General features: G+C 67.6%; 24 protein-coding genes. 6 read left to right on the top strand and 18 right to left on the bottom strand.

The window, feature by feature from the left end:
* Positions 1-509 precede the first annotated feature (509 nt).
* The 7 genes from EKM57_RS17740 to EKM57_RS17710 form a co-directional block, all read right to left on the bottom strand.
* The gene (locus tag EKM57_RS17740) at positions 510-1,763 is read right to left on the bottom strand and encodes an SGNH/GDSL hydrolase family protein (RefSeq protein ID WP_129793849.1); all 1,254 of its coding nucleotides are present in this window, start codon (positions 1,761-1,763) and stop codon (positions 510-512) included.
* A gap of 70 nt (positions 1,764-1,833) precedes the next feature.
* The gene (locus EKM57_RS17735) at positions 1,834-2,688 is read right to left on the bottom strand and encodes a hypothetical protein (protein ID WP_129793871.1); all 855 of its coding nucleotides are present in this window, start codon (positions 2,686-2,688) and stop codon (positions 1,834-1,836) included.
* 28 nt (positions 2,689-2,716) lie between these two features.
* Positions 2,717-3,082 (bottom strand): MmcQ/YjbR family DNA-binding protein, encoded by a 366-nt coding sequence (locus EKM57_RS17730; RefSeq protein WP_129793848.1) that lies wholly within the window; start codon positions 3,080-3,082, stop codon positions 2,717-2,719.
* A gap of 8 nt (positions 3,083-3,090) precedes the next feature.
* Positions 3,091-4,470 (bottom strand): serine hydrolase, encoded by a 1,380-nt coding sequence (locus EKM57_RS17725; protein ID WP_243451122.1) that lies wholly within the window; start codon positions 4,468-4,470, stop codon positions 3,091-3,093.
* Positions 4,454-5,773: a replication-associated recombination protein A gene (locus tag EKM57_RS17720; protein ID WP_129793847.1), complete on the bottom strand. Its 1,320-nt coding sequence runs from the start codon at positions 5,771-5,773 to the stop codon at positions 4,454-4,456. Before EKM57_RS17720 ends, EKM57_RS17725 begins: the two co-directional genes overlap by 17 nt.
* Before the next feature lie 49 nt (positions 5,774-5,822).
* A complete protein-coding gene (locus tag EKM57_RS17715; protein WP_129793846.1) occupies positions 5,823-8,033 on the bottom strand; it encodes a M28 family peptidase in 2,211 nt (736 codons plus the stop codon).
* Between the two features lie 83 nt (positions 8,034-8,116).
* Entirely contained in the window at positions 8,117-8,932 is an 816-nt protein-coding gene (locus EKM57_RS17710; protein WP_129793845.1) for a DUF2189 domain-containing protein, read from the bottom strand.
* Positions 8,933-9,123: 191 nt separating this feature from the next.
* On the opposite strand from EKM57_RS17710, the gene EKM57_RS17705 reads away from it, so the two are divergent.
* Positions 9,124-10,152 (top strand): aspartate-semialdehyde dehydrogenase, encoded by a 1,029-nt coding sequence (locus EKM57_RS17705; protein ID WP_129793869.1) that lies wholly within the window; start codon positions 9,124-9,126, stop codon positions 10,150-10,152.
* A 5-nt stretch (positions 10,153-10,157) separates the two neighbouring features.
* On the top strand, positions 10,158-10,604 hold the full coding sequence (locus tag EKM57_RS17700; protein ID WP_129793844.1) for a GFA family protein: 447 nt from the start codon (positions 10,158-10,160) through the stop codon (positions 10,602-10,604).
* Here EKM57_RS17700 and EKM57_RS17695 read toward each other — a convergent pair.
* Complete coding sequence (locus EKM57_RS17695; RefSeq protein WP_129793843.1) at positions 10,601-11,569, bottom strand: nitronate monooxygenase family protein; 969 nt, start codon at positions 11,567-11,569, stop codon at positions 10,601-10,603. The genes EKM57_RS17700 and EKM57_RS17695 overlap by 4 nt on opposite strands.
* Positions 11,570-11,684: 115 nt before the next feature.
* Here EKM57_RS17695 and EKM57_RS17690 point away from each other — a divergent pair, with 115 nt between their 5' ends.
* Entirely contained in the window at positions 11,685-12,668 is a 984-nt protein-coding gene (locus EKM57_RS17690; protein ID WP_371414156.1) for a zinc-dependent alcohol dehydrogenase family protein, read from the top strand.
* Between the two features lie 14 nt (positions 12,669-12,682).
* On the opposite strand, the gene EKM57_RS17685 is transcribed toward EKM57_RS17690, so the two are convergent.
* The 8 genes from EKM57_RS17685 to EKM57_RS17650 form a co-directional block, all read right to left on the bottom strand.
* On the bottom strand, positions 12,683-13,558 hold the full coding sequence (locus EKM57_RS17685) for an RDD family protein (RefSeq protein ID WP_129793842.1): 876 nt from the start codon (positions 13,556-13,558) through the stop codon (positions 12,683-12,685).
* Between the two features lie 36 nt (positions 13,559-13,594).
* Entirely contained in the window at positions 13,595-14,587 is a 993-nt protein-coding gene (locus EKM57_RS17680) for a stage II sporulation protein M (protein WP_129793841.1), read from the bottom strand.
* A 121-nt stretch (positions 14,588-14,708) separates the two neighbouring features.
* Entirely contained in the window at positions 14,709-16,073 is a 1,365-nt protein-coding gene (locus EKM57_RS17675) for a DUF58 domain-containing protein (RefSeq protein WP_243451121.1), read from the bottom strand.
* Positions 16,074-16,080: 7 nt separating this feature from the next.
* Positions 16,081-17,037: a MoxR family ATPase gene (locus EKM57_RS17670; RefSeq protein ID WP_129793840.1), complete on the bottom strand. Its 957-nt coding sequence runs from the start codon at positions 17,035-17,037 to the stop codon at positions 16,081-16,083.
* A 46-nt stretch (positions 17,038-17,083) separates the two neighbouring features.
* Complete coding sequence (locus EKM57_RS17665) at positions 17,084-18,340, bottom strand: hypothetical protein (protein WP_129793839.1); 1,257 nt, start codon at positions 18,338-18,340, stop codon at positions 17,084-17,086.
* Between the two features lie 19 nt (positions 18,341-18,359).
* Positions 18,360-19,025, bottom strand: a complete 666-nt coding sequence (locus EKM57_RS17660) for a hypothetical protein (RefSeq protein WP_129793838.1) — start codon at positions 19,023-19,025, stop codon at positions 18,360-18,362.
* 213 nt (positions 19,026-19,238) lie between these two features.
* The gene (locus EKM57_RS17655; protein ID WP_129793837.1) at positions 19,239-20,462 is read right to left on the bottom strand and encodes a helix-turn-helix transcriptional regulator; all 1,224 of its coding nucleotides are present in this window, start codon (positions 20,460-20,462) and stop codon (positions 19,239-19,241) included.
* Between the two features lie 148 nt (positions 20,463-20,610).
* A complete protein-coding gene (locus tag EKM57_RS17650; RefSeq protein ID WP_129793836.1) occupies positions 20,611-20,886 on the bottom strand; it encodes a DUF2934 domain-containing protein in 276 nt (91 codons plus the stop codon).
* A gap of 163 nt (positions 20,887-21,049) precedes the next feature.
* On the opposite strand from EKM57_RS17650, the gene EKM57_RS17645 reads away from it, so the two are divergent.
* Positions 21,050-21,388 carry a hypothetical protein gene (locus EKM57_RS17645; RefSeq protein WP_165357531.1) on the top strand — a complete coding sequence of 113 codons (339 nt, stop codon included), beginning with the start codon at positions 21,050-21,052 and terminating at the stop codon, positions 21,386-21,388.
* A gap of 84 nt (positions 21,389-21,472) precedes the next feature.
* On the top strand, positions 21,473-22,021 hold the full coding sequence (locus tag EKM57_RS17640) for an HdeD family acid-resistance protein (protein WP_129793834.1): 549 nt from the start codon (positions 21,473-21,475) through the stop codon (positions 22,019-22,021).
* Positions 22,022-22,181: 160 nt separating this feature from the next.
* On the opposite strand, the gene EKM57_RS17635 is transcribed toward EKM57_RS17640, so the two are convergent.
* Both EKM57_RS17635 and EKM57_RS17630 read right to left on the bottom strand, forming a co-directional pair.
* The gene (locus EKM57_RS17635) at positions 22,182-23,429 is read right to left on the bottom strand and encodes an RNA polymerase sigma factor (protein WP_129793833.1); all 1,248 of its coding nucleotides are present in this window, start codon (positions 23,427-23,429) and stop codon (positions 22,182-22,184) included.
* 62 nt (positions 23,430-23,491) lie between these two features.
* A complete protein-coding gene (locus EKM57_RS17630; protein WP_129793832.1) occupies positions 23,492-23,914 on the bottom strand; it encodes a YciI family protein in 423 nt (140 codons plus the stop codon).
* A 234-nt stretch (positions 23,915-24,148) separates the two neighbouring features.
* On the opposite strand from EKM57_RS17630, the gene EKM57_RS17625 reads away from it, so the two are divergent.
* On the top strand, positions 24,149-25,084 hold the full coding sequence (locus EKM57_RS17625; RefSeq protein ID WP_129793831.1) for an alpha/beta hydrolase: 936 nt from the start codon (positions 24,149-24,151) through the stop codon (positions 25,082-25,084).
* The last annotated feature ends 113 nt before the right edge of the window (positions 25,085-25,197 follow it).

Raw genomic sequence — 25,197 nt, 5'->3', positions numbered from 1 at the left:
CCGGCCGCGCACTGGCTCGGCCTGAATCGACGCTCCATCTGCAAATGTGAGCGCTCACATTTTTGTGCCCCGATCGGGCCCGCCTGTCAATCGCGTAACCGTCGTCCCTGGATGTTCGCTCCCGAGCAACGTGCGGGTCAGCGGTGAGAAAGGACAGGCTTCGGATCAGTCAAGCCGATGAAAACAAGCGGAATGTCGGCAGGGTGCCCCGACGCTTACGTCGCGACGGAACGGGCCCGGGATACCATGAGCCGCGGGACGGCCCGTAAAGCGCTCTGGAAATGGGAGCGCTAACATCGAACATGTCTTGACGCGGTGGTTCCGCGTCAAGCGTTCGTGCGGAGTCGGGCGCCACGGCGCGCGACCGTCCGGCGTGCGGGGAGACGGAAGGCGCGGCCGACGGCTGCTCGTGCGGGCACATTCGCGGCCTCCCGTCCCGCGCGGCCGGAGAGACGCTCCGTCCCCATTCTGATGGAGCCAATCTCTTGAGACGCGAGGCGAGCCGGGATCTATTCCCCCACGAACAGGCCCAGGTCCACCGCTCGCGCCATGGCCTCATAGCCAGCGATCGACGGGTGCAGTCCATCGCCGGAATTCACGTCGGCGCGCATCCGGGTCGGATCGGCGGGATCGCGCAAGGCCGCATCGAAATCGATGACGGCGTCGAAATGTCCGGGCGTGCGAATCCAGGCGTTGAGGGTCTGCCGGTCCGCCTCGATCGCGGGGTCCGCGCGCAGATAGTCCGAGCCGCCAATCGGCGGGAGAGTCGCGCCGATCGCCATGATCCGCCGTTCGCGAGCTCGGGCGACCATCTGGCGGTAGGCCCCGATCATGTTCGCGACGAGCGCCCGATGGGCCTCCGGCGTAGCGGGACCCTCATGCGCGAACACGCCAAGATCGTTGACGCCGACGAGCAGGATGAGGAAGCGCGCTCCGGGCTGCAGGAGCACGTCGCGATCGAAGCGGGCAAGCGTGTTGGGGCCGAGCCCGTCGCGCAGCAGGCGGTTGCCGCCGATCCCGTGGTTGAGCACGGCCAGGTGGCCGGTCCGGGGATCGGCGCGCAGGCGCCGCGCCAGGAAATCAGGCCAGCGGGTATCGCTGTCCGGCGCGACGCCGAACCCGTCGGTGATCGAGTCGCCGAGCGTGACGATCGCCGCCACGGCGCCGCAGGCGGTCGCGACGTCGACCCCGCCGAGCTGGTACCAGTGGGTCACGGTTCCGGCGCCGGGAAGGTCCACCGCCGCGCTGCGGTCCCCCGCCACGAAATAGGAGGTGGCGCGTGACCCGGGATGGCTGGTCTGGCGTTCTGGCGGATCGGGCAGGTGGAAGGAGATGGCGAGGTGGCTCATCGGCGCCACGGTTAGGTCGACTGGATCGGAAAGCGCTTCGGCGCCGGCGGGAATCAGGACGGAGTCGCTGCCGCCGAAGGTGACGGTCCGGTCGCTCCCGTCGACGATACGGGGCGAGCCCGGATCGGCCGAGGCGGCAACCCGGACCGAGCGAAGGCGCAGCGGCTCGGTGCCGAACAGATTGGAGAGGCGCAGCCGGATCCGATCGCCCCCAATCGTCGTGCGGACGATCTGGCGCAGGGTGGCGTCGTCGAGACTCTCACGGCCGAGCGCATTGTGCTCCTCCGGAACCTGCTGGGAGCTCGCCCAGGTGCCGGTCCAGCAAAGCCCTGGCGTCTCGGACGCCGACACGGCCGCTGCAGAGGAGGCGAAGATCGCTGCTGCCGCGAGCAGCCATAAGCGCGTTGGAACCATGCTTCACCTCCTGTTGCGACCGTTAGCATAGCCGGAAAGGACCGCGCGGAAAGCGTGGGCGGGTCGGCGGTCAGACTACGCCGAACGTCCAGCCCTCGGTCCGCGCGAGCGTGGGCGTCAGCAGGGACGGGTTCCAATAATGCTCTTTGTCCGCGATGCGACGCAGGCCTGCCGCGGCGATCAGCACATCGGTCTCATGATCATTGGGGTCGCGGTCGAGGTGAGCCGGCCGGCTGCCCAGCGCTGTCAGTGCGCTGTCCAGCTGGGGCTTCGTGCGCACCTTGCGCCCGCTCAGGCCAGCCATGCGGATGAAGACGCGGGTGTAGATCTCGACCACCACGCCGGCGCCTTGCAGCAGGCGATCGAATGGCCAGATCGGCACGCTTCCCTGCAGACGGTGCAGCAGGCGCATACCGGCGAAGCTCGCCTTGGCGACCTGCGCGGCGCCGATCGCGTCGTACAGCGTCGAAGCCTTGCCGCCGCCGGCGGCGTTGAAGACATGCTCGCAGACGCGGTGGTGAAGGAAATCACGCTTCGCGCCGTCGGCCGCTCCGAAGTAGAAGTGGCGTCGATGCAGCGTTTCAAGGAAGCTTGCGGCACCTAGATCTTCGTCCGCCGACACACGGTCGACATAGGCCCAGAAGGCTTTCGCCTCCAGCGGCAGGTTCTCGCCCGGCAGATACTCGCCGCGCTCGGCGATCGGGGGCACGAAGCTGAAGTCGAAGCCGAACAGGGTCGGCGCTTCCTGGTCCGCGGCGAGCAGCCAATCCAGCACTTCGGTGCGCGACCAGGCATATCCCGGGCGCACCAGCGCGGGGGCGGAATCACCTTCGCCCGCGACGGCGATCGCAATACCTTTGTGCCTGCGGCCCTTGGCGCCGGACCAGTCGATCGCCGCGAACCGCACCAGGCGGGAAGGGGGCATCATCGGGCGCGGCGCTGGGGCGCTTCCGTCAAGGCCGTTCGGCGCCGCGTGCCGAGCGTTGCGCCTTGCTGGCCCGGTCCCACCAGGCGCGATCGATCAGCGTCTCGATCCGTTCGCGCGATGGGCTGCCGTAGCGGACGAGCACGGCCGGCCAGCCGCGATAGTGCGCGGTCTCCCAGAAGGTGTCGGGCTCGGTCTCCATCAGCAGCTCCTTCTCGCCTATCGGTGCGGCGACGGCGAAGCTGCCTTCTTCGCGGCCGGGATAGACGAAGGCCTTGCCGCGCACCTTCACCGCCGGTCGTCCGTACGATGTCGAGAGCTCCGTTTCGGGCAAAGACAAAGCGAAGGAGACGACCTCGTCCCACGTTTCGAAGGGTCCGGGGCGCTGTGGCATCCTGTCCACTAGTCCAGGGCTGCCACCACGGCGCGTGTGAATGCGGCAACGTCGAACCTGTCCTGGCTCGAGTCATAGCCGCGGCGGACGATCACGAGGTCGCGCGACGGGACGATGACCAGATATTGGCCGCGATTGCCGAAGGCGGCGAACGAATCGGGCGGCACGCCCTCCGACCGGTTCATCAGCCAGAAGGTCGCGCCATAGCCGAAATCCCCCTCAGGCTGCGGCCCCGATGCGCGGGTAACGTATTCGCGCCAGCCCTCCGGAAGCAGGCGTTCCCCCTGCCAAACGCCATCCTGGAGATATAGCAGGCCGAGCCGGGCGAGATCCCGCGCCGTCGTCCACACCTGGCTGGAGAGGATGAAATTTCCCTGCCAGTCGGTCTCGGCGATGGTCCGGGTCATGCCGAGGCGTCGGAAAAAGCCGAGCGGAAAGCCGAGGCGCTCAGTCTCCGGCAGCCTCTCCATCAGCGCCATCGTCGCGAGCAGCGTATCGTTATTGGCATAGCGGTAGTGCGAACCGGGAGGGTGCAGCAGGGGCCAGCGCGGGCTGCGGTCGGCGACGGCCGTCCCGCCCATATAGAGGTCGTCGGTCCGGTTGCCGGCCGTATCGCTGGTGAGGCCGCTCGCCATTCGAATCAGCTGGTCCACGGTGATTGCCGCGCGGGGATCGCCGGGGGAGCGCCAGGCGGTCAGATCGGCCGCCTCGTCGGTACGGATTATCCCGCGTTGCACGCCGTGACCGATCAGGGTGCCCGCGAGCGACTTGGCGACCGACCAGGTGCGTTGGGACGTGTGTCTGTCGTGGCCGAGGCCGTATCGCTCGGCGACGATCCGGCCATTGCGCAGCACGAGCACGGCGCTGGTCCGGCCGCCAAACGCCGCGCCGTCCAGCGCGCTGCCGGCGACCCGCTCGAGTTCGGCGGGCCGCGGCTGCGGCGCCTCGGCACCTTCGTCGCCCATCGGCCAGGGACGCCGATCGAGCGCTCCCAGGTCGGCTTCGGCGTCGCTCAGCCGAGGCAGACGGCCTGCGCTTTCCGCCGGCGCTCCGATCGGCAGCGAGACGCAACCGAGACCGGCGCGCCACTGAGCGGTCCGGGGCGGCATGGTTTCTGCGAAACCGACCCGGACCTGGCGCGACGCCTTGTCGATCTCGGCCGGGAGCGCCGGAACGGCGGCGGCGATCCGATCGTAGATGCCGGTCAGCTCGTCACGCTCGACCTCGTCGCGCGTCCGGCCGCCATTCCAAAGACCCGAGCAAAGGAACTGGGCCTTGTAACCCGCTGCCAGAGCCCGGTCGTAAAGCTCCGGGTCGGAAGGGGATTGTGCCGCCGCCGGAGCGGCCAGCGCGGCCAGGAACAGGATCAGGTTACGCTTCTTTCTCACGTTTCAACGACTCCCAATAAGCGATGCGCTCGGCGATCTTGCGCTCGAAGCCGCGATCGGTCGGCGCGTAGAAGGTACGGGCCTTCATTTCCTCGGGCCAATAGTCCTCGCCGGAAAAGGCGCCCTCCACGTCATGATCGTAGCGATAGCCCTTGCCGTAGCCGATCTGCTTCATCAGCCGGGTCGGGGCGTTGAGGATGGTCTTGGGCGGCATCAGCGACCCGGTCTCTTCGGCCGCCCGCCATGCGTCTTTCTGCGCCCGATAGGCGGCGTTCGACTTGGGCGCCGTGGCGCAATAGAGGCAGGCTTGCACGATCGCCAACTCGCCTTCGGGCGAGCCGAGGAAATCATAGGCCTCCTTGGCGGCCAGGCACTGGACCAGGGCATTTGGGTCGGCGAGTCCGATATCCTCGGACGCGAAGCGGACGATGCGGCGCAGCACGTAGAGCGGCTCCTCGCCGGCGACGAGCATCCGCGCGAGATAGTAAAGTGCGGCCTGCGGGTCCGATCCGCGCAGCGATTTGTGCAGCGCCGAAATCAGATTGTAATGCCCCTCGCGGTCCTTGTCGTAGACCGCGACTCGCCGGTGCAGCAAGGCGGCGAGCCCGGCCGGATCGAGCGGCGCATCGAGATCGACCGAAAACAGGGTCTCCGCCTGATTGAGGATGAAGCGGCCATCGCCGTCGGCGGTGGCGATGAGGGCATTGCGGGCCTGGACGGTCAGCGGCAGCGGCCGGTCCATCAGGGCCTCGGCGCGGTCGAGCAGTTTGCCCAGGGCAGCCGCGTCGAGACGGTTGAGGATCAGCACCTGCGCGCGCGAAAGCAAGGCCGCGTTCAGTTCGAATGACGGGTTCTCGGTGGTCGCGCCGACCAGCACGACGGTGCCGTCCTCGACATAAGGCAGGAAGCCGTCCTGCTGGGCGCGGTTGAAGCGGTGAATCTCGTCCACGAACAACAAAGTCTGCTTGTCGATTCGCCGGTGATCGCGCGCCTCTGCGAACACCTTCTTCAGATCGGCGACGCCGGAGAATACGGCTGATATGGCCACGAAGCGCATGCCGACCGCGTCCGCGAGCAAGCGGGCGATCGTCGTCTTGCCGGTCCCGGGCGGACCCCAAAGGATCATCGAGGCGAGTTTGCCCGCAGCCACCATGCGGCCGATTGCGCCGTCCGACCCGGTCAGATGCTCCTGGCCGACGACATCCTCGAGGCGGCGCGGCCGAAGGCGGTCCGCGAGGGGCGCATTGTCCGCCGGCGGCGCCGGAGGCGAAGGCGGGGGTTCGTCCTGGAATAGATCGGCCACGCGCGCGGATTAGCGCAGATCTGCCGAGGGTGCACGTGTCGCGGCGCCCTCACATCCTCGTTCGCGATATCGAGATAGTCGTGTCCGGTGCATATTGCGGCCGTGCCCGTTCGGGCCTTGCCGCCACGAGGGGCGCCGCTGCAGGGGGCAGGCCGGAGCGGGTGCCGATGACGGTGAACTCGACCGGCTCGGGGCGGCCGATCACCAACTCGATCAGGGCACCGTCACAGCTTCGGCCGACGCAACGCAAAGCGTAGCGATCCTCGCGGCCGCCGGGGCGGTAGCGTCGCAGATATCCCGGCTCCCCGGCCGCTCGCACTGCTGCGTCGGGCGGCGCGAGCAGGGTCACGCTCTCGGCGCCTCCGGTCCGCAGCCGCAAGGTCAGCCGGCGGCCACCCGCGACGGGTCGTCGTGCCGCGATTTCCACCGCGGGCGCGGCGACGGGAAGCGCCGGGGCCGGCGCGACCCAGCGCTTGCGCATCGAATGAGGCAGCTCGGCCCTTTCCCAATCGGCGGCGAACGGCACCGGCGCGCCGTCATTGTTGACCGCCCAGCGTCCGGTCCGGGCGTCGGCATCCCAGACATATTCGATGGCGAAGAGCTGCTGGCGATCCTCGCTATAGGCGGGCGTCAGCGCGACTGCGGCCCAGGGCAGGAGGAACAGGTCGCCCGCGCCGGCCAGGACGAGAATCCGCGGCACGCGTCTGATCAGCGGCAGGAGCTCGATCAGCGCCGGCAGCAGGATCACTGCGCCGATCGGCGCAAACATCCAATGCGGGCCATTGCTCATCAGCTCCTCGAACAGCGAAAGCGCCGGTCCGAAGCTGAGGAACAGGAGCAGCGCCGCCGCGATCGCGCCGGCGGGCTCCGCGACCGGCCACCGCCGCCCGAGCAGGATTCCGGCTGCGGCAACGAGCGGCGGGAACAGAAAGTAGATTGCGGCGCCAGGCGCCACCGCGCTCGTCGCCGCTCCGCCCGCGAGGAAGATGAGCCAGAAGGCGGCGCGAAGCGGCCGCGGGCCGGAGCCGGGGGCGACGAGGAGCAGGGCCAGCAGTATCGCCGCCATTGCCGAGCCGTAGACTGCAAGCTCGGTCACCCAGGGATGGCCACGCCAATAGTCGCCGGAGCGGATTACGGAGAGGATCGCCTGACCCGCCCACGCAATTCCGCCCGCGCCCAACAGGCCGATCGCCACCGCGGCGCAGGGCCGGGCGATCGCGCGTCGCCGCACGACCAGCGCCATGAAGAAGACCAGCAGCAGGCCGAGCAAGGCGAGCGCGGGGAGGAGGGGAAGGGTGAGAAGCTGTCGGCCGGCCAGGTCGGCATAGAGCCATTCGCCGGAAGCCGTGGGCGCCGGTCGTTGCGCCAGATCGAGCGTGAGGGCCAGCGCCTGATCCCCCATATGTTGGAGGCTGCGCCTGTCCAGGGCCGCGAGGTCGTCGCCGGCGCTGTGATATCGCGTCTCGTTGCCGATGATCGCGAAGTTGAGGATGGTCCAGTCGCGCTCCTCGAAGACCGCGACGTCGGTCGAATTGGGGATGAGCCGATAGAGGTCGGTACTCAGAGAGTTGGCGACCGGCCGGTCGACCGAGCGGGCGAAGCGGGCGATGGCCGGGCCGTTCGGACGGCTCGTCTCGAACATCGTCGCGGGACCCGTGACGCCGCGCGCCTCGAAGTTCAGCGCCGAATCGACCTGCTCCGCCAGAGGGTCCCGGTCGAGGAAGGCACGCGCGCCGATCAGCCCCATCTCCTCGCCTTCGTTGAACAGGAAGGTGACCGGCCGGCCCAGCGTGCGGCCGCGCAGCAGATGGGCGGTCTCGAGCAGGGTCGCGACGGCGATGCCTGCATCGGCGGCGCCGGGACCGGCAAAGGTGCCGTCATAATGAGCGGAGAGGAGAAGGTGTCGGCCGCGCCGCGGACCGATGGTCGCAACGAGGTTGCGTACCCGCGCGCATCCGACGGCGCGGCCGCGAGCATGGCCGTTGCAGGCGAAATCGTCGCTGACCTGCGGATCGAGGCCCACCGCGCGCATCTCGGCGAGCAGCCTGCGGCGCACCGCGTCGCTGGCCGGGCTGTCGACCGGGTGAGGCCGCTGATCTCCGAGGATTCGGGCGAGCCGCGCTGCGGCGCGATGGGCGTCGAACCGATCGGCCGTCGGTTCTGATGGCGAGGAGGGAAGGGGGATCAGCGTCCCCTTGAGCGCCATCGCCGCCAGGAGAAGCAGCAACGCCGCGGCCAGCGTGAGACCCGATCGAACCACCTTTCGCCCCCCTGTTTTGTGCGGGGCATAGCAGAGGCGGCGGATCAGATCATGAGGGCTGCGCGAGCTTCGACGGCGTGGGATCAGCCGGCGGCATGCCTGGGCAGGTCGGTCCGGTCGACCAGTCTCGTATAAAGGTGCCAGGTCGCATAGCCGAGCCAGGGGAGCACGAAGGCCAAGCCCACGAAAGCCGGTATCGATCCCAGGACGAGCAGGACCGCGACAATCACGCCCCACAGGAACATCAGTCCCTTGTTCGCTTTGACCGCCCGAATGGAGGTGGCGATCGCGGTCCGCGCGCCCACGTCGCAATCGACGAGCATCGGCAGCGACACGACGCTGAGCGTCAGCACCAGAGCGGCGAATGCGATCCCGACGAGATTGCCGATGGCGATGAGGCGCCACCCGCCCTGGGTGACGAGCAGACGCTCGACGAAATAGCTCACGGATTGCGGCGGCGCGTCGATAAACAAGGCGTAGAGGATCCAGGCCGAGAGCAGCCAGGCCGAGAAGATCAGCAGCAATATGCCGGCGACCGCCATGATCGAATCCCAGCCTGGCCGCTTCGTCACGTCGAGGAAATGGCGCCAGCTCGAATCGAGGCCGGCCTCGCGCCGGCGGGCCAGCTCGTAGAAGCCGAGCGCCGCGACCGGACCGAGCAGGCCGATGCCGGCGGCGATCGGGAAGAAGAGCGGGATCAGCTGGCCGCCAAGGGAGACCGCGGCGGCGACGAAGCCGATGATCGGATAGATCAGGCCGACCACGATCAGATCGCCTCGTTTCTCGAGGAAATCGCGATAGCCTTCGCTCAGCACCGCTCGCAGATCGGCGGTAGAGATCGTCCGCACCGCTATCTCGGGGGCGGCGGGCTGAGCATCGAACGTCCGGGTGACAGCCATCTTTGCCTCTCCTGCATTCGAGGCGGGCGTCCGGACGCTGCCCGAGCGCCCCCCGAGTCGCTTATAGCAGATCGAATGCGGATGTGCAGGCGGGGGATTCCGTCCGTGCGGAGCAAATGATCCCGCGCGAACGGGTTGGTTTCCGCCCCCGGGCGCACTAGATCGCCTGCTCGCACAGGCTGGAGGAAATGATGGGATATCGGGTGGTCGTGGTCGGAGCGACCGGCAATGTCGGGCGCGAGATGCTGAACATCCTCGCCGAGCGTGAATTCCCGGCGGACGAGGTCGCCGTGGTCGCGAGCCCTCGCTCGACCGGCACCGTCATCGACTTCGGCGACAGCGGGCGCGAGCTGAAGGTCCGGAATATCGAGCATTTCGACTTTTCAGGCTGGGATATCGCCTTGTTCGCGGCCGGATCCGGACCGACCAAGGACTATGCGCCCAAGGCCGCGGCGGCGGGCTGCACGGTGATCGACAATAGCTCGCTCTATCGGATGGACCCGGATGTGCCATTGATCGTGCCGGAGGTGAATCCGGAGGCGATCGACCTTTACCGCAAGAAGAATATCATCGCGAACCCGAACTGCTCGACGGCGCAGATGGTGGTGGCGCTTAAGCCGCTCCACGATGCCGCGACCATCAAGCGCGTGGTGGTCTCCACCTACCAGTCGGTTTCCGGCGCGGGGAAGGCGGGGATGGACGAATTGTTCGAGCAGAGCCGCAACATCTTCGTCGGCGATCCCAACCAACCGGTCAAGTTCACCAAGCAGATCGCCTTCAACGTCATTCCCCATATCGACGTCTTCCTCGACGACGGGTCGACCAAGGAGGAATGGAAGATGGTGGTCGAGACCAAGAAGATCCTCGATCCCTCCATCAAGGTGACCGCGACGTGCGTGCGCGTTCCGGTGTTTGTCGGCCATTCGGAATCGATCAACATCGAGTTCGAGAAGGAAATCTCGGCCGACGAGGCGCGTTCGATCCTGCGCGAGGCGCCGGGGATCATGGTCGTCGACAAGCGCGAGGACGGCGGATACGTCACGCCGGTCGAGAGCGTTGGCGAATATGCCACCTATATCAGCCGCATCCGCGAGGATTCGACGATCGAGAATGGCCTGAACCTGTGGTGCGTCTCCGACAATCTCAGGAAGGGCGCCGCGTTGAACGCGGTCCAGATCGCCGAGCTGCTGGGCCGGCGGCACCTGAAGAAGGCGGCCTGACTTCGATGGCATGGCGCGGCGGCTGCCAGTGCGGGCGCGCGCGCTACGAGGGCATGGGGGCGTTGCCGCCCGTCTATGCCTGCCATTGCACCGAATGCCGCCGCCAATCGGCCAGCGCTTTTGCGCTGTCGATGCCCGCGCTTCGCGCGAATGTACGGTTCAGCGGCGAACTGTCGGCCTATTCGCGCCCCACCGACAGCGGCACTCGCACCGACTGCTTCTTCTGTCCGCATTGCGGCACGCGTATCTATCATCAGTCGGAGCGCTCGCCGGACCGCGTTACGATCAAGGCGGGTACGCTCGACGAGGCCGGCACCGTGACCGCGGCCGCTCACCTATGGGTCTCGCGCAAGCAACCGTGGATCGCTCTCGATCCCGCGGTTCCGGCCTTCGACACGCAGCCGAGCGATCTCAGCTCATGGCGGAATGAATTCGGAGGATGCGGGACTTAAAGGCGAGCCTTCGCCTTCAGCTCCGCCTTTGCCTCGGCATACTCTTCGATAAGGCGCGCGATATAGTCCGAGGCCGGAACCACGCCGCGGATGGCGCCGATCCCTTGGCCGGAGCCCCAAATGTCCTTCCATGCCTTGGCCTTTGACGTGCCCGTCGCAAAGTCCATCGTGCTGATGTCACCGTCGGGGAGATTGTCGGGGTCGAGCCCAGCGGCCACGATCGACGCCTTGAGATAATTGCCGTGCACGCCGGTGAAGAGGCTCGAATAGACGACGTCGTCGGCGCGTCCTTCGACGATCGCCTGCTTGTAGGGCTCGGCCGCATTCGCTTCCCGGGTCGCGATGAAGGGTGAGCCGATATAAGCGAGGTCGGCGCCCATCGCCTGCGCCGCCAGCACCGCACGTCCGGTGGCGATCGACCCGGAGAGGATCAGCGGACCGTCGAACCAGTCGCGTATCTCCTGGACCAGCGCAAAGGGCGAGAGGCGGCCGGCATGACCGCCGGCACCGGCTGCGACGGCGATCAGGCCGTCCGCGCCTTTCTCGATTGCCTTGTGCGCGAACCGGTCGTTGATGATGTCGTGGAGAGTGATGCCGCCCCAGCCGTGCACCGCCTGGTTGACCTCGACGATGGCGCCCAGCGAGGTGATGACGATCGGCACCTTCCACTTGGCGCAGGTCGCCATGTCCTCCTGAAGCCGCGCGTTCGAGCGGTGCACGATCTGGTTGACCGCGAACGGCGCCGCGGGCGTCTCGGGATGGTCTCGGTCCCAGGCCGCAAGCTCTTCGGTGATCCGGTGCAGCCATTCATCGAGCAGGGACTGCGGCCGCGCGTTGAGTGCCGGGAACGAGCCGACGATTCCCGCCTTGCACTGTGCGATCACCAGATCGGGATTCGAGACGATGAACAAAGGCGCGCCGATCACCGGAAGGCGAAGGCGGTCGAACAGGGAAGGGAGGCTCATGTCACATGGGTAACGGAGCGGTTTCAGAATGCAACCTGTAGGAAAAGAGCCCCTGCGCCGGAACTGGATCGCTCTTTATGTTCGCCGCCGTCATGCTCCGGGCTAGGATCGCCTCATGATGCGCGCGATGCAGCTCGATTGCCCTGGCGAGCCCTTGCGACTGGTCGAGCGCCCGATCCCGGTCCCCGGTCCCGGCGAGCTGCTCGTGGAGGTCAGCGCCTGCGGTATCTGCCGCACCGACCTCCACATCGTCGAGGGCGACCTGCACGGGCCGTTGCCGATCGTGCCCGGTCACGAGGTCGTCGGCCGGGTCGCCGCGGCGGGCGAGGGTGCCGACGCATTCTCGATCGGCGACCGGGTCGGCATACCCTGGCTCGGCCGGACCTGCGGCCGCTGTCCCTATTGCCGGAGCGGACGCGAGAATCTGTGCGACGACTCTCTCTTCACCGGGTACACCCGCGATGGCGGCTTCGCGACCCACTGCGTCGCCGACGCCCGCTTCTGCTTCCCGATTCCCGGCCGGTTCCGCGACGTCGAGGCGGCGCCTCTGCTGTGCGCCGGCCTTATCGGCTATCGTTCGCTCAAGCTCGCCGGGGAAGGAAAAGTGCTCGGCGTCTACGGTTTCGGCGCCGCCGCGCATATCCTCGCCCAGGTCGCAGTCTGGCAGGGCCGTCGGGTCCATGCCTTCACCCGGGCGGGCGACGAGAAGGCGCAGGCTTTCGCCCTGAACCTGGGCTGCGCCTCGGCTGCCGACAGCGGAGCGCCGCCGCCCGAGCCGCTCGATGCGGCGATCATCTTCGCACCGGTCGGGGCGCTCGTCCCGGAGGCGCTGCGCCATGTCCGCAAGGGCGGCCGGGTGGTCTGCGGCGGCATCCACATGAGCGACATTCCCTCTTTCCCTTATGCCGACCTGTGGGGCGAGCGCAGTGTCATCTCGGTCGCCAACCTGACTCGCGCCGACGGCGAGGAGTTCCTGGCCCTGGCGGCACAGGTTCCCGTGCGGACGCAGACCAGGGCCTTTGCGCTCGAGAAGGCAGATGAAGCGATCGCAACGTTGCGCAGCGGAGGAATCGAAGGGGCTGCCGTTCTCGTTCCCTGAAGACCAGACTTCGCTCAGCCCCGGTCGAACTTGTCCTCGCGTCGCTTGCCGAACAACAGGCCGCGCTCCATCCGCGCCCGCATCGCATCGTAATAGGCGACCAGGAAGTCGCGGTCCCAGCCTTCGTCCGGCGCCCCGATCTTGTTGCGGATCGTCGCGGCGACGGAAGCGATCGCTTCGGGATTGTCGTCGCGCAGCACCTGTTCGAGCGTCTGCAGCTCGTAGATGCCGTAGACGTCGAGCTGGGCCTCGGTGAAGGCATGATGCGGACCCGGCCCGGCTGCATTCAGGGAATCGACGCTGAGCCTTCGCCTCGGCACCTGCACGACCCAAGTCCCCGCGAGCAGGTCGCCGATCCGCAGCCGGTCCTTGTTGAAGAGGGGGAAAAGCAGGAAGATCAGGGTCCAGAGGAAGCCGGCAAGCGCGGTCCAGGCGCCGCCGGTATCTTCTGCCGCGTTGAAGGCGAGGAAAGAGAGCGGCAGGTAGAATTCTATCTCGCGCATCAGGTTTCGCGCGATCACACGGTCGGCGGTCAATCGGTCGCCGCTGCGTGCCACCACCCTCAACCCCACGGCCCGCTTGCCGAAGGTCGCCGCACGCGGGCTCATTTCCATGACGATGAAATAGAAATTGCGCAGCAGGAAGAAGCCGAGCAGCCAGACGATGCCGCCAATCTCCATTCCCTGCGCGCCGATCGCGGCGATCAGCAGCAGGGCCGCTATCGTCACCAGGACAAGGGCGCCCGCCATGATCATCAGGTCGAGCAGAAAGGCGCCGAGCCTTTGCCCCGCATCGGCGAGGTTCAATTGCAGGTCGACGCCTTCCGGCGTCACCAGCGTACGGTGGCGTCCATGGATGAAACGGCGTGCGGCCGCCGCCTGCTCAGCCATGCGGCCTCTCGTCCTCAAGGCCGGCGTGCATCCTTCTCACCGCGCCGGCCGCGGCCGGTAGAAATATGTGAGCCATAGAGCCAGCATTGCGGCGCCGATCGCGTAGCGGGCGAGGTCGCTGGTCACGAGCTGACGGCCGAAGCCCTCGAGCAGGCCGGCCGTAAGAAGCATCGCCACGACGCCGCCCATCACCAGTGCGGCGCTTCGCCCCGCGCGGGCCGCACTGTCGAGGCGGCTTTCGCCGTCATCGGGGAAGACGACGCTCCAGCCGATCCGTATTCCGGCCGCCCCCGACAGGATGATCGCGAAGAACTCGGTCGTGCCGTGGATGAACAGCCAGCCGCCCATTTCCAGCCCGAGCCCGCGCGCCGCGAACAGGGCGAGGATCGCGCCGAGCGTCGTGCCGTTATAGACGAGCAGCATCGCCGTGGGCACGCCGAAAGCGAAGCCGAGCGCAAAGCACAGCATCGACAACTGGCTGTTATGGGTGAACAGATAGGTTGCGAAGAAGCTCAGCCCCTCCTGGCCAGTGCCGCCATAGAGGGTGCTTAGCAGCGCCTCCCGAGAGGCTCGAAAGTCCCGGCCCTGCGCCATGCCTTCGGGCATGAGCGCGTCATACCAGGCGGGATCGCTCGTCACGAGCGCATAGCCGGCCAGCACACCGGTCAGGGTCAGCAGCAAGGCCGCAAGCGTCTCGCGCCAAAGGCCGCGCACCGCGTCCGGCCAGTCGCGCGCGAGGAAGGTCCTGATCCTTCGTCCCGCGGTCGTGCGAACTCCGTAGACGAAGAAGTAGGCGCGAGTACACAGGCCCTCGAGATAGGTAATCAGCTCCAGGTCCAGCGAGGTCTCGCGTGCCACCGACAGCGAGGAAAGGGCGCCGCGATATAGGACCGGAAGCGCGAGCAGATCCTCGTCCGACAGGGCCTTTACCGATCCCTTTTCGGCGACGGCGACGATATGCTCCAGCCGCCGCCATTCGGCCTCGCGCTCTGCACGGAACCGGCGGGTGTCGGAGGGGAGGGCGTTCATGCGGTCGTCCTCGAACCAGACCGCATCGGTTCGACGAATGCCGCTTCTGCACCACCATCCTTCGTCGGTCCCGAACCAAGCTCGGGATGCTCAGGTGCAGCGTCGATGCGGCGCCGCTCCATCACAATGCTCCGCGCTTCTTCATCGCGACATAGGCGTTGACCAGGGCCGGTCCGGCCTCGTCGGCCGAGGCCTCGATCACCTGCACGCCCATGTGGCGCAGCCGGGCAAGCACGAGCCGGCGTTCGCGCAGCAGCCCGGCCGCCATCACCGCCCGACTGACATCTTCCGGCTCCGCCGGCTCGGCGGCGGTGAAGGCTTCCAGCTCCTCGTCGCGGAAGACGACGAACAGGACGAGATGGCGATTGAGCAGGGTGCCGACCGCGTTCAGCATCAGCTCCGCACTGATTGTGTCCGGAAATTCGGTGAAGACGACGATCAAGGATCGCCGCGCGAGTCCCTCGGCCAGGGTGGCCATGGCCAGCGTGTAATTGGTTTCCTGGGTGGAATAATCGATGCCCGCAGCGATGCGCTGCAGCATCGGGAAGGCGCGGGGGCCCGAAATCGGTTTGCTCGACGCACGCGGACGTGAGTCGAAGGCGAACAGCCCCACCCGGTCGCCGTCGCGCAGAGCCACGAAAGCGGTCAGCAGCGCCGCCGACACCGCACGGTCGATACGGGGAAGGCCGGGTCCCGCGGCCTCGCCGCCGGCCCCGGCGGCCGCGCGGGCCGCCAGCGGCTCGCACATCGCCCGACCGGCATCGAGCGCGATGACGATCTGGTTGTTGCGTTCGGTGCGATATTCCTTCGCGATCAGCTTCGTGTGCCGTGCCGACTGTTTCCAGTCGATTGCGCGCCGGTCCATGCCCTGGCGGAAATCGGCCAGCGATTCGAACTCAGCTCCCTCGCCGAACTGGCGTTGCGCGATCTGGCCTTGCACCGAGTCACGATTGAAAAGCTGGGCGCCCTGCTCCCGGACCGGCCGGATATCCGGCGTGATGAGGATTTGCTGGTCCAGGGTCAGGCGACATTGCTTCCAGGCGAGGCCGAGCGGCCCGGTCCAGCGCACCCAGAGGGTCTCCGCGCGGGCCGTGCCGCGCCGCTCCGCCCGAAGCACGAAGGCGGCCGAGCCCGTTTCACCGTGCATTTCGGCGGCCGTCCGCCAGCCGAGCGGCGCCGCAACGGGACCGTCGACCCCGAGCGCCAGCTCGACGCCGGCGGGCGGTGCCCCGCCGAAGCGCTGGCGCGCCGTCACGGAGAAGGCTTCGCCGACGCCGACCGCTGCCGGCCCCTCGCAAATCGCCTCGCCGGGATGCAGGCGGGGGGCGTTCAGCAGGTCGATGGCGGCGAGGGCGAGCAGCAGAACGAGCAGCGCCAGCCCGGCGGTCCAATAAGCCGGCAGGAATAGGCCGATCACCAACGAGGCTGGCGCCACCGCTGCCGAGAGCAGGATGGCCAGCCGGGTGGGATAGAAGGACAGGCTCACCGGCTTTTCATCGCGGCGCTTCCACGGCCTCGATCAACCGGGCGATCACGCTCTCGACCGGCCGTCCTTCGATCTCGGCTGCGGCGGAGAGCAGGACCCGGTGGCGCAGCACCGCCGGAGCCAGCGCCTTGACGTCGTCGGGAATGACATAGTCGCGGCCGCCGAGCGCAGCGTGGGCCCGTGCGGCGCCGGCCAGCATGGCCGCGGCGCGTGGGGAAGCGCCGCCTTCCAGATCGGGCGCTTCGCGCGTCGCGCGGACCAAAGCGACGACATAGTCGGTCACCTCGTCGACCATCGGTATCGCTTCTACGGCGCGGACCGCGTCGTCGAGGTCGCGCGACTCGACGCGGCGCTCGATCCCCCAGCTTTCCGGCGTCGGCGCGCCGAACCGCCCGCCGTGCGCAGCGACGATCCTCTTCTCCTCCTCGGCGGAAGGATAACCCATGCGGTGCTTGAACAGGAAACGGTCGAGCTGCGCCTCCGGCAGCGGATAGACGCCCTGCTGCTCGATCGGATTCTGGGTGGCGATCACCATGAAGCGCGGCGGGAGCGCATGGGTCTCGCCGTCGATCGTCACCTTGCGCTCCTGCATCGCCTCGAGCAGCGCCGCCTGCGTCTTGGGCGGGGTCCGGTTGATCTCGTCGGCGAGCAGCAGCTCACAGAAGACCGGCCCGCGCGTCAGCGTGAACTGGCTGGTCTGGAAGTTGAACAGGTTGGACCCGACGATGTCGCCGGGCATCAGGTCCGGCGTGAACTGGATTCGCCCGAAGTCCAGGCCAAGCGTGCGCGCGAAGCATTGGGCGAGAAAGGTCTTGGCCGTTCCCGGCGGCCCTTCCAGCAGGATGTGGCCCGAGCAGAAGAGCGCGATCAGCATCAGCTCGACCGCGTCGTCCTGGCCGACGATGGCACGCCGAACCTCCTGCCTGATCTCCTCGGCAAGGTCCTTGACGTCCGCTATGTCCACCGCTGCTTTCCCTTCCCTTGTTCCCTGACCCTGCCTCGCCGAAGGCTCACCGAGCCACGTCCTTTTTCCAGCGGAACAGCGCGCGGGCTGCCACGGTCAAGGCGTGCCGGTCCCGTGCGGCCGCGAGGCCGGCGGCGAGCTCGCTGAACGATAGCGCGTCCTTCGGTCCGAGCCGGTCGAGATGCCGGTCCAGCTCGCCGGTCTCGAGCGACGATGGTGCGTGCACGGCGCGCGCCACATCCTGCCGCACGACGTCGGCATATGCGCCGCCGAGCCGCGCCTCGCGCTCGGCCATGCGGACCAGCCCGGCGCTGTTCTCGACCAGTGCGGCCTTGCCGAATGCAATGGCCCGGTCCGGCCGGCGCACCGGTCCGAATCGAAAGGCGCCGTGCAGGCCGGCAAGCAGGGCCGCAGCGACCAGCGCCAGCGTCATCGCCAGGAAGGGAGGCTCGAAGGCGAGCCGCAGAAGCCCCATCGATCCTGCCGAGCCGAGCCCGTTCACCACCAGATCGAATGCGACCGCTTCGGCTCCCGGCGAGTTGAGTTCGTCGATCAAGCCGAGCGCTGCCCGCGCCGTTGCGGGATCGTCCAGTCCCTGATTGTTCACGAGATCAGGGTCGGCGAGGATGTAATGCGGCTGCTTGCCGATCCGCGCGATCAGGGCCGGACCGCCGCCCCCCTCCGCGTCGCCTGAGCCGCTCGCCTCGTCCCGCCCCGCCGCGACGGTATCGGGGCCGAGTCCCACGAGGGGCTGCAGACCGGCGCCTTCGATGGTCTGCACCGGGTTCGGTACCGGCAGCCGCAGCCGGTTCAGGCCTTCGCCTTGGACCAGGCGCGGCAGTCCGGAGCCTTCCTGCAAACTCACCCGGAGGCCCTGGCCGAGCATGGCCGCCGCCGGTCCGCCGGCCCCGGGGTGGATTGCCTGCACCCAACCCCGCCGGCCCGGATCGGGCACGGTTGCCCATTTGGGAAGGACGAAGAGCGTCGGAAGGCCCTGGCGCCGGAGGATCAGTCGGTCGATGTCGGCGGCCCGGCTCTGCGCCTCGAGCGTCACCACCAGCAGATTTGCGCTGGCATGATCGTCGGCGCTCTCGACCATCCGTGTCTCATGGAACTCGCCGACCAGGTCGACCAAGCCCTTGTAGCCGATGGCGGAGACGGAAAGTGGGGTAGCTCGCCCTTCGCGGCCGCCGCCGATGCCGCCGCCATAAGCGAGGAGCAGCATCAGGGCAGCGAAAGCGAGGATTCCCGCCACGATCATGCCGCCCACCAGGCGGGGATTGAAGGGATGCTGCACGCTCATCGACCAGGACGCCAGCCGCTCACCCGCGCCACTCGTCCGCGAAGGCGAATTCCTCATAAGCCGCGCGGCAGTCGCGCCAGTCGCTTTCGGCGAGCGGCCGACGCGCGAACAGGCCGCGCTCGACCAGCATGGCGATTCGCGCGAAAGCGCCGCGCGGGCCGCTGGGAATATCGGGCAGGCCGGCAATGTCGCGGCTGGTGAGCGCCGGCGTGACCAGGCCAGGCCTTCGCTCCTCCAGGTCGGCGATGCTTCGAAACAGCAGCAGGCGGATCGCATCGGAGAAGAGGCCGCGACCGGCCAGCGCATCGGCCTCGCCAAGCAGCGCCCGCGCCGGCGCCTCCGCCGGGCGCCAGCTTTCCCCGGCCCGATCGTCCCGGGCGCGACGGCGCCACGGCCACCCGGACCCGTTCAGCCGGCGTATGACCAGCCACAGGATGAGCAAGGCGGCGGCAGCAACCATTCCCCATAGCAGCGTGCGCAGCACTGGATGCTCGGCCGAAAGGAAGTTCGCCAGCCATTCCAACCAAGCCGGGGGCGGCGTCGGCCGCGGCGGCTCGTACATCGGCAGGCTGAACTGGATCGCCCCGTCTTCCGTCAGCTTCCGGTGCGCCTCGGCGAATGCCGCCGGGTGGATATTCGGCGCCGTCTCGGTACTGACCGGGCCGAAAGGCGGCTTGGCGGACATGGTGCGGCTTCCCCCCCGCCGGCAGCGGCCGGCCGTGCCATCCTAATGCATTTGGAAGCCGGGCGGCTAGTCTCGGCCGAGCGCAAGCAGACTAGCGCACGGTCGGGAACAGCCTTGCCGCTGAAGCCGTCTCGCCGGATCCGGACTGCCGACCGCCTCCTCCGCGCGGCCGATTGATCGATCGCGGCTCGTCCCGGCTTCGGCAGGCCCGCATCATCCCAGCCCGCCCAGCAGCGAAACCAGCTCGACCTGGCTCGTCACGCCGGCCTTGTCGAAGATCCTTTTCACGTGGGTCCGCACCGTTCCGACCGACACCCGCTGTTCGCCGGCAATTCCGGTGACCGTGCGCCCGAGCGCCAGAGCCGCCGACACACGGGCTTCCGCCGGAGTGAGGCCAAACAGGGCTCGCGCAGCCTCCGCAATTCGCTCCTCGTCTTCGCTCGGCAGGCGAATGATCAGCAGGACGGCAACGCCGAGGCCGAGGGGATGGCTGCGCGGCACGGGCGTCGCTTCCGCCAGCAGCGGATCCATTCCGTGGCGATCGAACAAGGCGATCGGCCGTGGCCGGAACGCTGCGATTTCAGGAGCGATGCCGGCGAGCACGGCTTCGCCGATCGCCGCCTGAAGCGCCGCCTGGGACGTGTCCGCCACGGCGGCAATACGGCCGCTCGCAAGTCGCAACCGTGTCCCGTCCGACAGCTGCCGATCGGCCAAGGTGGACATGGCCACCACCCGTCCCGCCGCGTCGCACAAGAATGCGCAGACGCCGAGCGCATCGAGCACGCCGGAGACCAGGACCAGGCTCTGGCGCTGCAGCATGAGCTGCGTGCGCACTGCCGCACGGGCGTGCGCGGCGACATGGGCGAACGCCTTGCGCTCATCCGTTTCGATATTGCCCTGGGCGCTTGTGCGTATGACGGCCAGGCCGACCAGAAGGCCTTCGTCCTTCACCAGGGGCGTGAGGCAGGTGTGAGCGAAATCATAGCGCAGGATCCATTCGGCGAGCTCCGGGCTGGCGCGCATGTCGTGCTCGGTCGTGAAGTCGGCTTCGTCGCGGACTTCCAGCTCCCGGATCGACGATCCCACCCGGACCCGTGAATTGATTCGGGGATCGCCGCCGCCGATGGCGACGAACTCGGCCGCCACCTCAGGCCCGAACCCGGTAATGAGATTGAACGGCACCGCCGCATCGGCGCCCAGCCCGATCAGCTCTCCGGTCCTCGACCCGGTAAGGTCCGCGGCGGCCTGGACTGCAACTTCCCAGGGAAGGCTGCCCAGGCCGGCAAGCTGGAACTGCTCGGCAACCGTTCTTACGCCGCCTTCGTCGACCGCCAATATCCATCTCCCCGCCGGCGCGATCTCCTGGCGCGAGCGTGTCGATCGGGCGCCGGAGTCCGGGACGCCCTTTATGGGGCGCGTCGGGCGGAGGTCCGGCATGCGGTCCTCCGGCCGGCTGATCCGGAAATCCTACGCCGTCACGCGTTCAGAATGACGCTTGTTTTCAGGATGATCCAGCCCTCGCATTTGCCGCGCGCAGGCGGATTCGTGCCACGTCGGCACGCTCGGTAGGCTCCCGGCGGCCGACTTAGCCTTCGGACTTGCTTCGTGCTCGGGTTCGGGCCGGGCTTGTTCCGCCGGCGCCCTTGCGAGCGCTCGCTCCGGGCGCCCGCTTCGTCGCGCCTCGCTTCGCCGCGCTCTCTATGGTGGGAGCCTGTGTCTTGGCACTCCGGCCCTGATCCTCCTCCTCGAGCTCGCGCTGCGCCTGGTCCCAATGATCGTCGTGCCGGCCCGACGGGCGGCCCGATTGCTCCCAGATTTCATAGGCGCGCTGCTTCACGCGTTGCTCGCGATCATCGGACATGCGGATCCTCCCTTCATCAGTCATCGTACCGCCAACGCACGACCACTGGTTTGGCGCCCGCCAAATCGCGCTTGACGTACAGATCGTTCCGGACAACGAGAATATGGATGCACGGCTCGGGGATGCCATGCGCGACGAGAAGACAAGACTGAGGATCCCATCCGTGGCGGCCCTGCTCCTGGTTGCGGGGTGCACGGCCGGCGACCCGCTCGGCCTCTATCGCCCTTATCAAGAACATCATGCATCGGAAGGCGAGCGCACGGCCGCTTTCGCCGGGCACCAGGTGACCTATGGCAGCCATGACGTGTGCCGCCGCAAGCTGGCGCTGTTCGTCGACGCCGGCTCGGGCGATTCTGCCGCAGATCCGGTCCGCCTTTCATCGATCGAGATGGTCGGCTATCGCCGTTTCGGCCACGGATCCGACGGCGTGATTCAGGAATATCGCTGCATCGACAATCACATGCACTTTCGCGCCTGGGTGGAGTCGGCCGCGGAACATTAAGGTCGGATGCCTCCTCTCATTGCGCCGCCAGGAACCCCCGGCGCGGCTTGACCGTTCTCATGCCGTCACGAAAGGGCAAGCGCGATGACGGACTCCGTGGAGCGCGAGCGGCCGGTACGGGCCGCGTGGGGCTGGACAATCGCGGCCGGGATCGTCCTCGTCGTCGGCGGCATCGCCGCCATCTTCCACCCGGTAGCCACCGGCCTCGCCACCGGGCTGCTGCTCGGCTGGATCCTGATCGCCGGCGGCGTCTTCGCCGTGCTCGCCGGCATGACCGACCTTCGCGCCAGTGGCGGCTGGATCTACGCGCTGCTCGGGCTGCTCGCGGTCCTCGCCGGCGTGATCGTCCTTCTGAACCCCTTCGCCGGTGCGCTTTCGCTCGTCTGGGCGCTCGGTGCCTGGCTGATCGTTGGTGGAGTCCTCGAGCTGGTCGGCGGCGTCGGCTCGCGCCGCGGCCGCGGGTGGCTGATCCTGTTCGGAATCGTCGACATCCTCATCGGCGTGCTGCTGATGATCATGGATCCATTTTCCGCTTTGTTCTTCCTTGCGGTCGCGGTCGGGATCAGCCTGGCGCTGCGGGGAGTCGCGCTTGTCGTTCTGGCGCTGCGGCTCAGTCGCGCGCGCGGCGCCTGAGACGGAAGGATTGCGCCGCCGTTTTTCGCCCGCGCAGGGTCTTTGCTCTGCAGCGGGTTTGCCCACCCGAGCGCTTGGACTTCGGCGACAAGGTACCCCACGGCGAGGATGGAAAGCTCCCAAGGGGTTGCGCGGGCGGATCCAACCGGACCTTCGACGATCAGTGCTCCTTTCTGTCGAGCTGGTCGAGATAGAGCCTGATCTGCGCCGCTTCGGCCGCGGTGTTGGCGAGGCCGACGGCACGGCCGAACGCCTCGCGCGCCTCGCCGTCGCGGCCCAGGCGTTGCAGCAGATGCCCCTTGAGCCCGTGATAATAGAAGTAAGAGGAAAGCGCCGGCTCCAGAGGTCCGAGCCGGTGGAGCGCTCGTTCTGGTCCTTCGACCATCGATAATGCAGCCGCCTGGTTGAGTGCGACGATCGGAGAGGGCGCATGATGTTCGAGCGCCTCGTAAAGCTTCGCGATCTGCGCCCAATCGGTATCTTCGAACCGCGCAGCCCGGCTGTGCAACGCGGCGATCGCCGCTTCGATCTGGTAGCGTCCGGGCTGCCGCTGGCGAAAGGCGCGAGCGACGAGGACGAGCCCCTCGGCGATCATGTCCTTGTCCCAGCGGGAGCGATCCTGCCGCTCGAGCAGCACGACGGCGCCCTGCGCGTCGAACCGGGCGCCCCGCCGGGCATGCTGCAGCAGCATCAGGGCGGTGAGGCCGATCAGCTCGGGCTCGTCCGGGAACATGGCGAGCAGCAGCCGAGCCAGCCTGATGCCTTCTTCGCACAAGGGCTCGCGGGCCGCGACATCTTCGCTGGCCGTATAGCCTTCGTTGAAGATCAGGTAGATCATCGCCGCGACGGAAGCGAGGCGCTCGGCGCGGGCGATCGGCGCCGGGGCCTCGAAGGGCACGTCGGCCCTGGCGACCACGCGCTTGGCGCGAGTGATTCTCTGTTCCATGGCGCTTTCGCTCACCAGAAAGGCGCGTGCGATCTGCGCGACCGTCAGTCCCGAGACGATGCGAAGCGCCAGCGCGATCTGCTGGGTCGGCTGGAGGTCGCGGTGGCAGCAGATGAACAGCAGACGCAGCAGATCGTCGGCATAGTCGGTCTCGTCGATTCGATCGGCCAGCGCATTCTCGGTATCCCAGGCATCAGGAGCGGCGATCTCGTCCGGCAGCGCGTCCTCGCGCGACCGCCGCCGCATGCCGTCTATGCCCGAATTACGGCCGACGAAAATGAGCCAGGCGATGGGATCGCGCGGCAACCCCTTTTCGGGCCAGGCGCGGAGCGCCTTGAGACAGGCATTCTGGAACGCTTCCTCGGCGGTGTCCAAGTCGCGGAACTGGCGCAGCAGGGCGGCCACCGCCTGGGGCCGCGCGCCCGACAGAGCGGCGTCGATTGATCGTGAGTCGATCGTCATTGGTCGGTCCCGCAATGAGGCTCCCTCTCCCGGATCGGGAGAGGGAGCCTAATGCCTCGGCTTCAGGCCTCGCCGATCTGCTGGCGGAGCCGCTCTTCCTGCTCGCGGATCTCCGGAGTCAGCGCCTCTCCGAAATCTTCCGCCTCGAAGAACGGCCGGAGCTCGAGGTCGGACTCGCCGAGCATCGGATTGGGGCAGCGTTTCGCCCATTCGATCGCCTCTTCCATCGACTTGACCTCCCAGATCCAATAGCCGGCGACCAGCTCCTTGGTCTCGGCGAACGGACCGTCGATCACGGTGCGCTCATCGCCCTTGAAACGAATCCGTACGCCCTTCGAGGAGGGTTGAAGCCCGTCGCCGCCGCGCATGATCCCGGCTTTCACCAGCTCTTCATTGTAGTTCATCATCGCCGCGAGCAACTCCTCGGAGGGCATCTCGCCTGCTTCGCTGTGCTCGTCCGCCTTCACGAAAACCATGACACGCATGTCGTTTCTCCTCATGTTGTCCATGCCGGGGCCTCGGTCGAGGCCTGCTTCACGCCTCCGGGCGAACGCCCGTGACGATCGAGGCTAGGACGTCGCAGCTATCCCAGAACCGACACGTACCCGAAAAAAAATATCAGCGGCGCGTCGGCCGGGCCTTTCACCGAGCAGTCCATTGCGGATGTGCGAAGTGCGTGCGAGTCCGGCACACGGCCTTCGGAAGGAGAGTATCCGGCCATGTCAGACGTGAGATCCAGCATGTGGCCCGCGATGGCGTCATTGGCCGTGGCGCTGATGGCGCCGGGATCGGCAGCGGCTCAGCCGGCAACCGCCGCGACCCAGGTTGCCGGCCGTCCGATTCAGACCGGCCTGAGCTTCGAGCTGGAGTCCGCGGTGATGGGCGACGTGCGGGAGCTGAACATCTGGGTACCGCCGGGCTATGAGACGTCGGAGGAGCGATATACAATTCTCTACCTGCTCGACGGGGCGCTGGACCAGGATTTCCATCATATTGCCGGGCTCGCCCAGCTCGCCTCGCTCAGCTGGACCTTCGGGCCGCTGATCGTGGTAGGCGTGCAGACGAGGCAGCGACAGGCCGAGCTGACGCCGGTTGCGACTGATCCCCGCTACTTGAGCGCCTTTCCGGACAGCGGAGGCGCCGACCGGTTCCGGCGCTTTCTTCGGGAGGAGGTCATCCCCTTCGTCGAGGGCCGCTATCGGGTAGGGGCCCGTCGCGCGCTCATGGGCGAGTCACTGGCCGGACTGTTCGTCGTCGATACGCTACTGAGCGAGCCGGAACTCTTCCACGATTATGTGGCGATCAGTCCCAGCCTCTGGTGGGACGATCGAAGACCGATGCGCGAAGCCGCTTCGCGTGCGGACCCACTCGATACGACGGATCGCCGCCTGTACCTAGCCGTGGCTAACGAAGGCGGCACGATGCAGGACGGCGTCGACCTTCTCCGCTCCGCTTTGGCCCGACTGCCGCGCGACAAGCTGGCGTTGAACTATTCGGACAAGAGCGGCGGATTCACTCACAGTACCGTCTATCACAGCGCCGCGGAGGAGGCCTTGAGGTGGCTGTATCCGGCTCCGCCTTACGAAGCCGGGCCGACGCCCTGGTTCATGATCGAGGGCGCATCGCCACCACAAGCGGAGTCGAGCAGCGAATAGGCCTGGCGGGCTGCGCCACCGGGAGCATCGGAACAGTCGCCAGCCGGAGCCGTTGGTTGGGAAAGCGCAGGCCGCTTTTCCCCTGGATCAACCACGGAGCGAGCGCGTGAGAC

Origin of the sequence: Sphingosinicella sp. CPCC 101087, assembly GCF_004151485.1 — a bacterium.
Taxonomy (GTDB): Bacteria; Pseudomonadota; Alphaproteobacteria; order Sphingomonadales; family Sphingomonadaceae; genus Allosphingosinicella.
The sequence above is the reverse complement of the archived record's forward strand: the minus strand, read 5'-3'. Positions and strand labels throughout refer to the sequence as shown.

What these genes read in the sequence shown, in the direction of transcription:
- EKM57_RS17665 (WP_129793839.1), bottom strand. Translation starts at nt 18,340, where the DNA reads ATGAGCGTGCAGCATCCCTTCAATCCCCGCCTGGTGGGCGGCATGATC.
- EKM57_RS17700 (WP_129793844.1), top strand. Translation starts at nt 10,158, where the DNA reads ATGGCATGGCGCGGCGGCTGCCAGTGCGGGCGCGCGCGCTACGAGGGC.
- EKM57_RS17730 (WP_129793848.1), bottom strand. Translation starts at nt 3,082, where the DNA reads ATGCCACAGCGCCCCGGACCCTTCGAAACGTGGGACGAGGTCGTCTCC.
- EKM57_RS17655 (WP_129793837.1), bottom strand. Translation starts at nt 20,462, where the DNA reads ATGCCGGACCTCCGCCCGACGCGCCCCATAAAGGGCGTCCCGGACTCC.
- EKM57_RS17640 (WP_129793834.1), top strand. Translation starts at nt 21,473, where the DNA reads ATGACGGACTCCGTGGAGCGCGAGCGGCCGGTACGGGCCGCGTGGGGC.
- EKM57_RS17710 (WP_129793845.1), bottom strand. Translation starts at nt 8,932, where the DNA reads ATGGCTGTCACCCGGACGTTCGATGCTCAGCCCGCCGCCCCCGAGATA.
- EKM57_RS17660 (WP_129793838.1), bottom strand. Translation starts at nt 19,025, where the DNA reads ATGTCCGCCAAGCCGCCTTTCGGCCCGGTCAGTACCGAGACGGCGCCG.
- EKM57_RS17690 (WP_371414156.1), top strand. Translation starts at nt 11,685, where the DNA reads ATGATGCGCGCGATGCAGCTCGATTGCCCTGGCGAGCCCTTGCGACTG.
- EKM57_RS17740 (WP_129793849.1), bottom strand. Translation starts at nt 1,763, where the DNA reads ATGGTTCCAACGCGCTTATGGCTGCTCGCGGCAGCAGCGATCTTCGCC.
- EKM57_RS17625 (WP_129793831.1), top strand. Translation starts at nt 24,149, where the DNA reads ATGTCAGACGTGAGATCCAGCATGTGGCCCGCGATGGCGTCATTGGCC.
- EKM57_RS17650 (WP_129793836.1), bottom strand. Translation starts at nt 20,886, where the DNA reads ATGTCCGATGATCGCGAGCAACGCGTGAAGCAGCGCGCCTATGAAATC.
- EKM57_RS17685 (WP_129793842.1), bottom strand. Translation starts at nt 13,558, where the DNA reads ATGGCTGAGCAGGCGGCGGCCGCACGCCGTTTCATCCATGGACGCCAC.
- EKM57_RS17695 (WP_129793843.1), bottom strand. Translation starts at nt 11,569, where the DNA reads ATGAGCCTCCCTTCCCTGTTCGACCGCCTTCGCCTTCCGGTGATCGGC.
- EKM57_RS17635 (WP_129793833.1), bottom strand. Translation starts at nt 23,429, where the DNA reads ATGACGATCGACTCACGATCAATCGACGCCGCTCTGTCGGGCGCGCGG.
- EKM57_RS17680 (WP_129793841.1), bottom strand. Translation starts at nt 14,587, where the DNA reads ATGAACGCCCTCCCCTCCGACACCCGCCGGTTCCGTGCAGAGCGCGAG.
- EKM57_RS17630 (WP_129793832.1), bottom strand. Translation starts at nt 23,914, where the DNA reads ATGCGTGTCATGGTTTTCGTGAAGGCGGACGAGCACAGCGAAGCAGGC.
- EKM57_RS17705 (WP_129793869.1), top strand. Translation starts at nt 9,124, where the DNA reads ATGGGATATCGGGTGGTCGTGGTCGGAGCGACCGGCAATGTCGGGCGC.
- EKM57_RS17735 (WP_129793871.1), bottom strand. Translation starts at nt 2,688, where the DNA reads ATGCCCCCTTCCCGCCTGGTGCGGTTCGCGGCGATCGACTGGTCCGGC.